Here is an 11,126-nt window from a genome sequence, read left to right as displayed (position 1 = left end):
ACACTGGCCGGTGCTTTTTTCTCAAACCGCGCTAGAACTTCTGCCCACATTGCTTTCGTCACCCTGACTGGAGTTTTGTGGGATTTTATCAAAGACCTTGAAAGGGCTGGCCCTCAAACTACAATCCCAGGGCAGTCATAGCCACCTCGCCCACGTGCACTTCACCGGCCATGGCATAGAGCCGTAATGGCCGAACCTCAGGCGGTGACGCCGAGCAAGCGACTGACGGGCGAGCAGTGGCTGCTCCTGCTCTGCCTGCTCGCGCTGACCGCCCTGGCCTGGCTGCTGCTGTTGCGCATGGCCCGCGACATGAGTGCGCCGGGCGGCATGGCTGATACGGCAATGGGCGGCATGCTCATGCCCTGGAGCCTGGCCGATGCGCTGCTGATGTTCGCCATGTGGGTGGTGATGATGGTCGGCATGATGCTGCCCAGTACCTTGCCCATGCTGTTGATCTACCAGCAGATGCTGCGCAAGCGCATGCCAGCACCGCAGCGACACCTGGCCCTGCTGCTGTTCTGCAGCGCCTATGTCCTGGTCTGGGCCGGTTTCGCCCTGGGCGCCACGGCGCTGCAATGGGCGCTCGAGCAGCTCGCCCTGCTCAGTCCGGGGATGCGCAGCACCAGTACCGCGCTGGGCGCCGGCTTGCTGCTGGTTGCAGGTATCTATCAGTGGCTGCCAAGCAAGGCGGTCTGCCTTGAGCATTGTCGCGGGCCGCTGCATTTTCTGCTCAGCTATTGGCGCCCCGACGTGCTCGGCGGCTGGCGCATGGGCCTGGCCCATGGCGCTTATTGCCTGGGCTGCTGCTGGGCCCTGATGGGTCTGCTGTTCGTTGTCGGCGTGATGAACCTGCTCTGGGTGGCAGTGATCGGTGCCTTCATCTTGCTGGAGAAAAACCTGCCGCAGGGACTCTGGCTCAGCCGTCTCTGCGGTGTGTTGTTGCTCGGCTGGAGCCTGTGGCTGCTGCTGGGCTAGGGCAAAACCTGTGGGGGTTTATTTCCAGGTGTGGATTGGCCACCCGGCCGATTCGGCATGGGCCTTCAATACCGGGTCCGGGTTCACCACATGCGGGTAATCGACCTTGAGCAGCAGCGGCAGGTCATTGCGCGAGTCGGAATAGAAACTTGCGCCTTCCAGGTTCTCTTCCTCGGCATCCAGCCAGTCCAGCAGCCGCGCGATCTTGCCTTCGCGGTAGGTCAGGGTGCCCACCGTCTGGCCGCTGTACACCCCATGGCTCACTTCAAGTTCGATCGCCAGGATCTCGTCGATGCCCAGGCGTTCGGCAATCGGCTTGACCAGGTGCGTGCCGGAGGCCGAGATCACCAGGATCCGGTCGCCGGCCTTGCGGTGTTCGGCGATGGTCTTGGTGGCGTCGCTGAAGATGATCGGTTCGATGAAGTCTTCCACCCAAGGCCCCACCAAGTGTTCGATTTCTTCCGGTGTGCGGCCAATCATCGGTTCCAGGCTGAAGTCCATGTACTCTTCCATGCTCAGCTTGCCGTGGCTGTAGGCGTCCATCAGCGCGTTGTTGCGCTGCATGAACGACTCGGGATCGACCCAGCCCAGGCGCCCCATCTGTTCGCTCCAGAGGGTGGCGCAGTCGCCGTGGATCAGGGTTTCGTCCAGATCAAAAATTGCCAGGGCCATCAGCGCGTTTTCCTCTTCAAGATCAGCTTCAAAATCGATAAAGCCATCAGGCTACCTCACACAGCGCCGACGGATCGATGGAAAGTGACAGGCGTGCGCCATCGGGGTGCAGGTCGGCGGCCGAGCGATTGAGTACATCCACCACCAGTTCCACGCCACGGGCCTCGACCCGGTAGCGAATCACGTTGCCCAACAGGCTGTGGCTGCGGATCAGCGCATCGGCCTCGCCGTCGCGGCTCAGCTCGATGGCTTCCGGACGGATGGCGATACGGCCGCTCATCGGCCGTTGCAGCAGTTTGCTCGCGCTGTCGGCATCCAGCAGGTTGTAGTTGCCGATGAAGCCGGCGGCAAAGACGTCGACTGGCGCTGTGTAAAGGGTTTCTGCATCGCCGCTTTGTACGATCTTTCCCTGGTTCATCAGGAAAATCCGGTCAGACATGGTCAGGGCTTCTTCCTGGTCGTGTGTGACGAAGATCGTGGTCAGGCCCAACTCACGCTGGATCTGTCGGATCTGTTCGCGCAAGTGCTTGCGAATCCGTGCATCCAGGGCCGACAGCGGCTCGTCCAGCAGCAACAGGCGCGGCCGCGTGACCAGGGAGCGTGCGAGGGCGACGCGCTGGCATTGGCCGCCGGACAGTTGATGGGGATAGCGGCCGGAAAAATCATGCAGTTCCACCAGGCGCAGGATCTCCAGCACACGCTTGTGGCTGTCCGATGCGTCGACTTTTTGCATGCGCAGGCCGAAGGCGACGTTCTGTTCCACGGTCATGTTGGGGAACAAGGCGTAGCTCTGGAAGACCATGCCGATGCCGCGTTTCTGCGGGCTCAACGGGACGATGTCTTGCCCGTCGAGGATGATCTGGCCGGCATCCACCGCGGTCAGGCCGGCAATGCAGCGCAACAGTGTGGACTTGCCACAACCGGAAGGGCCGAGGAGGGTGACGAATTCGCCCTTGCGGATCTCGCAATTGATGTCGCTGAACACCGGCGTGCCGGCGTAGCTTTTTTGCAGGTGTTGGACGCTGACGTAGCTCATTGGCTTTTGTCCTTGCTCAAGATGTTGGCCGCCCAGGTCAGGACCAGTACGAAGAGGAAGTAAGAAATCACCAGCGCACTGGTGAAGTGACCGCTGCTGTTGCGCATGTTGTTCAGGTACACCTGCAGGGTTTCATAGCGAGTGCCAACGAGGATGTTGGCAAACACGAATTCGCCGAACAGGAACGAGAAGGACAGCAGCAGCGCCACCATCAGGCCCTTGCGCAGGTTCGGCAGCACCACCAGGAACGCCGCCTGGAAGGTGCTGGCACCGAGCAGTTGGGCGGCGTCCATCAGGTCGCGCAGGTTGATGGCTTGCAGGTTGTTGGTGATCGCCCGGTACATGAACGGCAGGGCGACGGTGAAGTAGCAGCCGATCAGGATCCAGGGCGTACCGACCATCGCCAGCGGCCCGGAGCCGTAGAGTTGCAACAGCCCCACCGACGACACCACCGGCGGCACCGCGAAGGGCAGCAGGATGAGGATGTTCATCAGTGCGTCGAGTCTGGGGAAGTGGTAATGCACCACGAACAGCAACGGCAGGATCAACACCACCGAGAGCACCAGCGCACCGACGCAGACCAGCAGCGATTGACCGAAGGCGTGGAGAAAACGCGGGTCGCTCCACAACTGCACATACCATTTGAACGTGAAGCCGCTGGGCAGCACGGTGGCCGACCAACTGCTGGCGATGGAGTAGACGAGCGTGCCGGCCAGGGGCAGCAGCAGGATGGCGAACAGCAGGTACACCACCACCCGATGATAGAGCCCGACGGAGCCCGGTTCAGCGCGAGACATGGTAGCTCCTCTTGAGCAGCAACTGGTGGACGATGGTGACCACGGTCATCAACGCCACCAATATCACGGCCAGGGCACTGGCCATGTTCGGGTCGAGGGAAATGTCGCCAGAAACCATGGCGGCGATGCGAATCGGCAGCACGTTGAAGTTGCCGGTGGTCAGCGCATAGACCGTGGCGTAAGCGCCGAGGGCGTTGGCCAGCAGGATCACGAAGGTGCCCAGCAGCGCCGGGGTCAGCACCGGCAAGCCAATGTGGCGCCAGAACTGCCAGCCGTTGGCGCCCAGCAGCTCGGCGGACTCGCGCCAGTCTTCGCGCAGGGCGTCGAAGGCCGGATAGAGCAGCAGCACGCCCAGGGGGATCTGGAAGTAGGTGTAGAGGATGATCAGGCCGGTTTTCGAGTACAGGTTGAAATCCTCGATGATCCCCGCCTGTTTGAGCATGATCGTGATGCTGCCGTTGAACCCGAGCAAAATGATGAAGGCGAAGGCCAGGGGCACGCCGGCGAAGTTGCTGGTCATGTTGGCAAAAGCGTTGACGAAGTTGCGCAACCGCGAATCCACCCGGCGCAGGGAGTAGCTGCCCAGCACGGCGATGACGATGCCGAACACACTGGACCAGAAGCTGATCTCCAGGCTGTGCTGGATCGCTTGCAGGTAGAACTTGGAACTGAAGATCTTGCTGAAGTTGGCCAGGCCCCAGCCGAACTCTTCCGATTCCAGGCTGTTGACCAGCACCCAGAGCAGCGGGGCGATCTGGAACACGATGAAGAAAATCGCGAAGGGCACCAGGCACAACGCTGCCAGCCATTTGCCGCGCGTCATGGCGTTCACTTGAGTAACTCCTGGCAATAGGGTTTGTCGTGGTCGACGCCGAGCAATTGACAGATGGTGCCGCACAGTTCGGTCTGCCGGGGCGTGGCCGCGGGATCGAGACTGAAGCCGCTGCCCAGGACAAACAGCGGTACTTCCCGTTCTTCGGCCAGCAGGCCGTTATGGGAGCGATCGTTGTTCATGCCGTGGTCGGACGTCACCAGCACCTGGTAACCGGCGTCGAGCCAGCCTTGCAGGTAGACCGCCAGGTTGATGTCGGCCGAGCGGGCGCTGTTGCGGTATTGCGGGGTGTCGAGGCCGTGCTTGTGGCCGGCGTCGTCGATGTTCATCGGGTGCACCAGCAGGAAGTTCGGCAGGTAGCGCTGGCGCAGGTGTTCGGCGTCGGCGAACAGATGGGAATCGGGGTAGTGGTCATTCCAATAGAAATGCCCGTACTGGATCGGCAGGTCGGGGTTGTCGGTGTGACGATCACGACCGGCCACGAAGGGCGAAACGTTGTAGAGCTCGCTGACCCAGTGATACGCCGCGGCGGCCGTACTCAAGCCGGCCTGGGTGGCGTAGTGGAAAATGCTGCGTTGGTTCGACAGGCGCGAGACGTTGTTGTGCACGATCCCGCTGTCGATGGGCACGACGCCGGTGAGGATGCATTCGTAGAGCGGACGGGACAGGGCGGGCAACTCACATTCCAGTTTGTAGAGGGCCGCGCGTCCTGCGCTGACGTAAGCCTGCAAATGCCCCATGGCATGCCGGGCGACCTCATGGTTGAGACCGTCGAGCACCACCAGGATGACGTTGTGCTTCATGGGTACCGGGACTCCGGGCAGATACCAGAAAACTCGAATCCCCCAAGCTCCACTGTAAGAGCAGGCCTGTGGGAGCAAAGCTTGCTCGCGATGCTGGTGATACGGTGCAGTTTCAGGACCGTGTCATCGTTTATCGCGAGCAAGCTTTGCTCCCACAGGGTCTGCTTCCACAGTGGGGTACCCAGTGGATATCCGAGCGGGAGCTACCGCCTTATTGCATGTTGATGATCACTTCTTCCTGCCACTTCTGCGGCAGTGCCTTGGAAGTCTTCTCCCAAGCATCCGCGTCCTTGATCGGGGTCACGCCTTTGTACTGCTCGTTCGGCAGCAGCTTGGCCTTGACCTCTGCCGGCAGGGTCAGGTGCTCGGCGCGGATCGGACGGGCGTTGCCCTTGGCCAGGTTGATCTGGCCGGCGTCGCTGAAGATGTACTCGCGGGCCAGCTTGGCGGCGTTCGGGTGCTTGGCGTATTTGTTGATGATGGTGGTGTAGCCGGAGATGACCGAGCCGTCGGACGGAATCAGCACGACGTAGTCATCCGGGTTGGCCATCTTGGCCTTGTAGCTCAGGCCGTTGAAATCCCAGACCACGCCGACTTCGACTTCACCCTTTTCCATCGTGGCGATGGTTGGGTTGGCCATGGACAGGCGCCCTTGCTTGGCGATCTCGGCGAACATCAACAATGCCGGCTGGACGTTCTTCTCGTCGCCGCCGTTGGCCAGGGCCGCGGCCAGTACGCCGTTGGCGGCCTGGGCGGCGGTGCTCACATCACCGATGGAGACTTTGTATTTGCCGGTCTTCAGGTCCGCCCACTTGGTCGGCACGTCGGAGCCGTGCAGCAGCTTCTTGTTGACGATGAACGCGATGGTGCCGGTATAGGCCAATGCCCAGTTGCCGTCCTTGTCCTTGGCCCAGGCAGGGACTTGTTCCCAGGTGCTTGGCTTGTAGGGTTGAACCACGCCCTGCTTGACCGCGATCGGGCCGAAAGCTGCACCGACGTCGCCGATGTCGGCGCTGGCGTTGTCTTTCTCGGCGGCGAACTTGGCGATTTCCTGGGCCGAGCTCATGTCGGTGTCGATGTGCTTCAGGCCGTAGACCTTGGCCAGGTCGTCCCAGGTGCCTTTCCAGTTTGCCCAGTCATCGGGCATGCCGACGCTGTTCACGGCGCCTTCCGCTTTCGCAGCGGCTTCCAACGTTTTCAGATCGGTGTCAGCGGCCATGGCGGCGGTGCACATGGCAATGGTCGAGCCTAACAGTGATGCCAGGAAAAGCTGTTTCATCCGAAGCTCCTATGGGCGTTTTCAACGCTGCGATTGCGGTTGTGTTGGTCTAGGTCAGCAATACCTGAGCCAATGTAGGCGAGCCCTGTGACATTTTGATGTCGGTGTTGGAGGGTCCAGGAAATGCCCGGCTCGTGGAAGCTGGCTGCGAATTAAGCGTAGACCATGGTTAAACAGCTGATCTGCAAGGACTTGGCCGTTAATTTGCACGCTTGCAAAACGACCGTTCGGCGGCTCTGTCATCTGCCAGTCATGTGCAGTGCCTAGGCTTGCTGGACCAAGAAGCGGATCGATGGACATTCGATCTTGCCCCGAAACAGTGCTGGTCTAGTCCAGATAGGTAACGTTGATGCGCATCGATGCAACCAAAGCGGTGACAGCCATCGGACAGGTCCTGCAAGAGCAGCTCGATCACGGGTTGCTGGCGCCCGGCAGCAAATTGCCGGCCGAGCGCAAGCTCAGTGAATTGTTCGGGACCACGCGGATTACCGTGCGTGAGGCGTTGTTGCAGCTCGAAGCCCAGGGGCAGATTTATCGGGAGGAGCGCCGGGGCTGGTTCGTCTCGCCGCCGCGCCTGGCCTACAACCTGATGCAGCGCAGCCATTTCCACGCCATGGTCGCAGCCCAAGGGCGTGTGCCTTCTACCCAAGTGATCTCGGCGCGCCTGCAACCTGCTTCGGCGGCGGTGTGTGCCTGGTTGCAACTGCCGGCGTTGTCCAGCGTGATCCAGATCTGCCGCGTGCGGCGTATCGACGAGCGGCTGGTGCTGTACGTCGAGCACTACCTGAACCCGCAGTATTTTCCGGACATCCTGGGGTTCGACCTCAACCAGTCCATCACCGAACTGTACGCCCGCCATTACGACTTGCACTACGGCCGGGTGAAGTTTGAAATCGTGCCCACCTCTTTACAGCTGGAAGCGGCAGCGGCGTTGAAGGTCTCGGTGGGCAGCCCCGGGCTTCGCATCGCACGGGTCAACTATGACCAGCATCAGCGGCTGATCGATTGCGACCTGGAGTTCTGGCGACACGATGCGATCCATGTCGGCGTGGATGTGCCGGAGCAACCTGTGCCGGAACAATCGCCCGCAGCCTGAGGCAGGGTCAGAGCGACTCGTTGAGCTTGCTCAGGATCTTGATCACCACCGTGGCGAGGATCAACAACATGCCGATCCACATGGCAAAGACCCCGACGCCCTTGTCACGGAAGTTGAAGCCGATGGCCAGCAGGATCATGCCGGCAATGATGGGCACCAGCATGGCGTTGAACGAAGACATCGAGATCATGGCGACAGCCTTGTCGGGGAAGGATAAGGTCAGTCTAGTTGGGGTTTTGCCGGGGTGTGCTGATGTATGTCACGGCCTCCCCAGAATTTGAGGTGGGCACGTTGTGGCGAGGGCGCATGCTCCCGCTGGGTTCTGTAGGAGCTGGCGAAGCCTGCGATCTTTTGATCTTTCGCTTGAGACTCAAGTGTCTGGGGAAAGATCGCAGCCTCGTTGCACTCGACAGCTCCTACGGCCCAGCGGGAGCAAGCTCAGGGATCATGGCAACTCGCGAGAAGCGTAGAACGCGCTCAGCACCTTCACCAGATGCGCCAGGTCATGGCTGCCGCACAGTTCACGGATCGAATGCATGGCGAAGGTCGGCAGGCCGATGTCCACGGTGCGCACGCCCAACTGGCTGGCGGTGATCGGGCCGATGGTCGAGCCACAGCCCATGTCGCTGCGCACCACGAAGCTTTGCACCGGCACTTCTTCAGCCATGCACAGGTGGCGGAAGAACCCGGCGGTTTCGCTGTTGGTGGCGTAGCGCTGGTTGCTGTTGACCTTGATCACCGGGCCGGCATTGAGCTTGGGGCCGTGGTTGGCGTCGTGCTTGTCGGCATAGTTGGGGTGCACGCCGTGGGCGTTGTCCGCCGACACCAGCAGGGATTTCTGAATGGTGCGGACGAACTCTTCGCCTTCAGGCAGCAGGCGACGCAGGGTTTGCTCCAGCATCGGGCCGTCGGCGCCACAGGCCGAGCACGAGCCGACTTCTTCGTGATCGTTGCACACCAGCACGCAGGTTTCTTCGGTGTCAGCGTTCAGCAACGCTTGCAGGCCGGCGTAGCACGACAGCAGGTTGTCCAGGCGCGCACCGGCGATGAAATCGCCGTGCAGGCCAATGACCGCGGCGCTTTGCGTGTCGTAGAAACTCAACTCGTAGTCGAGTACCACGTCGGCATTCAGGCCGTGTTCGCGGGCCAGTTGATCGGTGAGCACGGCTCGGAAATCGACGCGCTCGTCACCGGCGAACTGGGCAAGGATCGGCGGCAGTTCATTCTGCGGGTTGATGGCCCAGCCCTGGTTGGCTTCGCGATTGAGATGGATGGCCAGGTTCGGAATCGTGGCGATCGGCGCCTTGAAATCGATCAACTGGCTTTCGACCTTGCCATCGCGGCGGAAGGTCACGCGCCCAGCCAGGGACAGGTCGCGGTCGAACCACGGCGCCAGCAACGCGCCGCCGTAGACTTCCACGCCCAGTTGCCAGAACCCGTGGCGTTGCAGTTCCGGCTGTGGCTTGACCCGCAGGCAGGGGCTGTCGGTGTGGGCGCCGACCAGGCGGATGCCATCGTGCAACGGTGAGTTGCGGCCGAGCTTGAAGGCGATGATCGAGGAGTCGTTGCGTGTGACGTAATAGCGACCGTTGGCCTCGGTGGCCCAGGTCTCGCGTTCGTCAAGACGCTGATAGCCTGCCGCCTCCAGGCGCTTGGCAAGGCTGGCGGTGGCATGGAACGGGGTAGGGGAGGCCTTGAGAAAGTCGATCAGGCCCTGGTTCAACTCTGCGCGCATAAGAAACTCCAGACAGCAATGGGCGGCAGTTTAACCCATCGACGACAAGCGTTGCAGGCCCAATCCCCGATGGTGCTTGTGTCCAATGCCCTTGATTATCCTGACGCCGCGAGTCGCTCACGCAGATAAGCCATGATGATTGGCTTGTCTTGCGCCTTGGATGGTTCTGGCAAGTGGTGCGGCCAGCGCTCCAGTTGGCCGAACAGCTGTTGCCGGCGCTCCGGGTCCAGGCGGGAAATTTCCCTCGATGCCGAATCCCACCAATGGTGCCGGCAAAGGTTGTAGTAAGGGTGCTCCGGCGCCGCGCTGCCATACAGCAGGTCGCGACCGATCCTGTACAAGGCGCCGCGCTGGTGGCGCAATTTCCATTTGATCTTCAGCCGCCGCCAGGCCGACGGGAAAGGCCGGGTGCGCGGTACGTCATGGCAGCGCTCAAGCAACTGCGTACCGAACGCCTCGCCGTGCAGGGCAAAGAAGTGCGCCAGCATGGTATGGAAGAAGCGTTTTTCGGCGAAGTAGTGATAGGCGTGTTTGTTGGTTTCGTAAATGGTCTGGTTGCGTAACGTGAACGAGATCGCGATCTGTTCGATGGTGTGGATGTCGAAGCCATCTTCGGTCCATTCGTCAATCCGCTCGATGGCCTGGGTCAGCAGCGCCGTGTCGTTGTCGGTCACGCCGCACAGCCCGCTGTTGTAGAGCTTGAAGCTGTTGTCCGGAGTGATGCCGTGGCGGCGCAGGTGCGTGCCCAGCTTGAGGTAATCCTCGCGCTTGCAGACGTAGTCCCAGTTGTATTCGAAGCTGTCCATCAGGTATCGACCTGGCTGGATTTGCTTGAACAGCAGGTCGGGATCGGCGAGGAATAGCGTGTCGGTGTCGACGAACAGGGTTTTTTCCGCCAGTGTCAGACTGGCCGCGATGGCGCAGGCTTTGCGCCGGTGAATGTAACCATTATTGCCTTGCCACTCGGTCAGCAACTGTGGGCTCAGCGCGAGGGTCTCCACCGGCCAGCCCTGATAGTCCTCAGGCCGGTCGGTCAGGATCCTGATGGTGGGCAGGGTCGACGGATTGCCGTGGGCGAGGGCGGTCAGGATGCTGAACTTGGCCTCGTGGCGATAAGCGTCCTTGTCGCCATAGACCAGGTACAGCAACTGATGGCGGACTTTTTTGACGGGCGTTTCCTGAAAATCAATAGCCTGCATGCCAAGCCTTTATCGAATTTAGAACGGTGCCGGGCACTCGAAGCGCAAGCGCTCGCCGCTTTGCGGATGGGTGAAACTCAGCATGCTGGCGTGCAGGCACAGGCGCGGCCAGGCAGCGAGGGCCTGCGGGTGGGCGTAGAGCCCGTCGCCCAGCAGCGGATGACCGATGGACAGCATGTGCACGCGCAATTGGTGCGAGCGCCCGGTAATCGGCGTGAGTTCAACCCGGCACCAATCGCCGCAACGTTCCAGCACGCGCCAGAAGGTCAGGGCGTGTTTGCCGTGCTCATGGTCCACCACATGCCGAGGTTTGGTCGGCGGGTCGTAGCGCAAGGGCAGGTCGATGCTGCCGCTGTCCAGTTCCGGTTGGCCCCAGCACAGCGCCGTGTAGGCTTTTTCGGTTTCGCGATCATGAAATTGCCGGGACAGTTCGCGATGGGTGTCCGGGTCGCGGGCCAACAGGATGATGCCGGAGGTTTCCCAGTCCAGTCGGTGCACGATTCGGGCTTCCGGATAGCCGTTTTCCTGCAGGCGGGTGATCAGGCAGTCCTTGTTGTCGTCGGCCCGGCCGGGCACGGAGAGCAACAGGGTCGGCTTGTCGACCACCAGGACGGCGGCGTCCTGATGAATGATGCGGATGTTGGACAGGGGCATTGAAAACAGTCTCGTTACAAACGCCAACGGCGGCTCGGGCCCGTCGTC

At 61.4% G+C, this 11,126-nt stretch carries 12 protein-coding genes; 2 read left to right on the top strand and 10 right to left on the bottom strand.

Going from position 1 to position 11,126, the window contains the following annotated elements; all coding sequences use genetic code 11:
- Positions 1 to 186: 186 nt before the first annotated feature.
- Positions 187 to 975, top strand: a complete 789-nt coding sequence (locus tag ASC85_RS29810) for a DUF2182 domain-containing protein (RefSeq protein WP_057452468.1) — start codon at positions 187 to 189, stop codon at positions 973 to 975.
- 18 nt (positions 976 to 993) lie between these two features.
- Here ASC85_RS29810 and ASC85_RS29805 read toward each other — a convergent pair whose 3' ends face one another.
- From ASC85_RS29805 to ASC85_RS29780, 6 genes are all read right to left on the bottom strand, one after another.
- The gene (locus ASC85_RS29805) at positions 994 to 1,647 is read right to left on the bottom strand and encodes an HAD family hydrolase (RefSeq protein ID WP_057452467.1); all 654 of its coding nucleotides are present in this window, start codon (positions 1,645 to 1,647) and stop codon (positions 994 to 996) included.
- A 46-nt stretch (positions 1,648 to 1,693) separates the two neighbouring features.
- Positions 1,694 to 2,683: an ABC transporter ATP-binding protein gene (locus tag ASC85_RS29800; RefSeq protein WP_057452466.1), complete on the bottom strand. Its 990-nt coding sequence runs from the start codon at positions 2,681 to 2,683 to the stop codon at positions 1,694 to 1,696.
- On the bottom strand, positions 2,680 to 3,480 hold the full coding sequence (locus ASC85_RS29795) for an ABC transporter permease (protein ID WP_014339692.1): 801 nt from the start codon (positions 3,478 to 3,480) through the stop codon (positions 2,680 to 2,682). The genes ASC85_RS29800 and ASC85_RS29795 overlap by 4 nt, the downstream gene beginning before the upstream one ends.
- Positions 3,467 to 4,303, bottom strand: coding sequence for an ABC transporter permease (locus tag ASC85_RS29790; protein ID WP_161798371.1), 837 nt, complete (start codon positions 4,301 to 4,303; stop codon positions 3,467 to 3,469). The genes ASC85_RS29795 and ASC85_RS29790 overlap by 14 nt, the downstream gene beginning before the upstream one ends.
- 5 nt (positions 4,304 to 4,308) lie before the next feature.
- Positions 4,309 to 5,115, bottom strand: coding sequence for an alkaline phosphatase family protein (locus ASC85_RS29785; RefSeq protein WP_057452465.1), 807 nt, complete (start codon positions 5,113 to 5,115; stop codon positions 4,309 to 4,311).
- Positions 5,116 to 5,326: 211 nt separating this feature from the next.
- Positions 5,327 to 6,394 carry an ABC transporter substrate-binding protein gene (locus tag ASC85_RS29780; protein WP_057452464.1) on the bottom strand — a complete coding sequence of 356 codons (1,068 nt, stop codon included), beginning with the start codon at positions 6,392 to 6,394 and terminating at the stop codon, positions 5,327 to 5,329.
- A gap of 349 nt (positions 6,395 to 6,743) precedes the next feature.
- Between ASC85_RS29780 and ASC85_RS29775 the strand changes: the two genes are divergently transcribed.
- Positions 6,744 to 7,490 (top strand): UTRA domain-containing protein, encoded by a 747-nt coding sequence (locus tag ASC85_RS29775; protein WP_057452463.1) that lies wholly within the window; start codon positions 6,744 to 6,746, stop codon positions 7,488 to 7,490.
- Between the two features lie 7 nt (positions 7,491 to 7,497).
- Here the strand turns inward: ASC85_RS29775 and ASC85_RS29770 are convergent, their stop codons facing one another.
- The 4 genes from ASC85_RS29770 to ASC85_RS29755 all read right to left on the bottom strand — a co-directional run bounded on the left by ASC85_RS29770 (position 7,498) and on the right by ASC85_RS29755 (position 11,078).
- Positions 7,498 to 7,680, bottom strand: coding sequence for a hypothetical protein (locus ASC85_RS29770; RefSeq protein WP_057452462.1), 183 nt, complete (start codon positions 7,678 to 7,680; stop codon positions 7,498 to 7,500).
- A 255-nt stretch (positions 7,681 to 7,935) separates the two neighbouring features.
- Positions 7,936 to 9,225 carry a M18 family aminopeptidase gene (locus ASC85_RS29765; protein WP_014339686.1) on the bottom strand — a complete coding sequence of 430 codons (1,290 nt, stop codon included), beginning with the start codon at positions 9,223 to 9,225 and terminating at the stop codon, positions 7,936 to 7,938.
- A 95-nt stretch (positions 9,226 to 9,320) separates the two neighbouring features.
- Positions 9,321 to 10,424, bottom strand: a complete 1,104-nt coding sequence (locus tag ASC85_RS29760; RefSeq protein ID WP_057452461.1) for a hypothetical protein — start codon at positions 10,422 to 10,424, stop codon at positions 9,321 to 9,323.
- An 18-nt stretch (positions 10,425 to 10,442) separates the two neighbouring features.
- Complete coding sequence (locus tag ASC85_RS29755; protein ID WP_003204542.1) at positions 10,443 to 11,078, bottom strand: RluA family pseudouridine synthase; 636 nt, start codon at positions 11,076 to 11,078, stop codon at positions 10,443 to 10,445.
- Between the last annotated feature and the right edge of the window lie 48 nt (positions 11,079 to 11,126).

Source organism: Pseudomonas sp. Root401 (genome assembly GCF_001425105.1).
Taxonomy (GTDB): domain Bacteria; phylum Pseudomonadota; class Gammaproteobacteria; order Pseudomonadales; family Pseudomonadaceae; genus Aquipseudomonas; species Aquipseudomonas brassicacearum.
Note: the sequence above shows the minus strand (reverse complement) of the source record. Positions and strands in the feature narration are given on the sequence as shown.

Coding starts and splice junctions, on each gene's coding strand:
- ASC85_RS29805 (WP_057452467.1), bottom strand. CDS start 1,647: ATGGCCCTGGCAATTTTTGATCTGGACGAAACCCTGATCCACGGCGAC.
- ASC85_RS29775 (WP_057452463.1), top strand. CDS start 6,744: ATGCGCATCGATGCAACCAAAGCGGTGACAGCCATCGGACAGGTCCTG.
- ASC85_RS29770 (WP_057452462.1), bottom strand. CDS start 7,680: ATGATCTCGATGTCTTCGTTCAACGCCATGCTGGTGCCCATCATTGCC.
- ASC85_RS29795 (WP_014339692.1), bottom strand. CDS start 3,480: ATGTCTCGCGCTGAACCGGGCTCCGTCGGGCTCTATCATCGGGTGGTG.
- ASC85_RS29780 (WP_057452464.1), bottom strand. CDS start 6,394: ATGAAACAGCTTTTCCTGGCATCACTGTTAGGCTCGACCATTGCCATG.
- ASC85_RS29790 (WP_161798371.1), bottom strand. CDS start 4,303: ATGACGCGCGGCAAATGGCTGGCAGCGTTGTGCCTGGTGCCCTTCGCG.
- ASC85_RS29765 (WP_014339686.1), bottom strand. CDS start 9,225: ATGCGCGCAGAGTTGAACCAGGGCCTGATCGACTTTCTCAAGGCCTCC.
- ASC85_RS29755 (WP_003204542.1), bottom strand. CDS start 11,078: ATGCCCCTGTCCAACATCCGCATCATTCATCAGGACGCCGCCGTCCTG.
- ASC85_RS29760 (WP_057452461.1), bottom strand. CDS start 10,424: ATGCAGGCTATTGATTTTCAGGAAACGCCCGTCAAAAAAGTCCGCCAT.
- ASC85_RS29800 (WP_057452466.1), bottom strand. CDS start 2,683: ATGAGCTACGTCAGCGTCCAACACCTGCAAAAAAGCTACGCCGGCACG.
- ASC85_RS29785 (WP_057452465.1), bottom strand. CDS start 5,115: ATGAAGCACAACGTCATCCTGGTGGTGCTCGACGGTCTCAACCATGAG.
- ASC85_RS29810 (WP_057452468.1), top strand. CDS start 187: ATGGCCGAACCTCAGGCGGTGACGCCGAGCAAGCGACTGACGGGCGAG.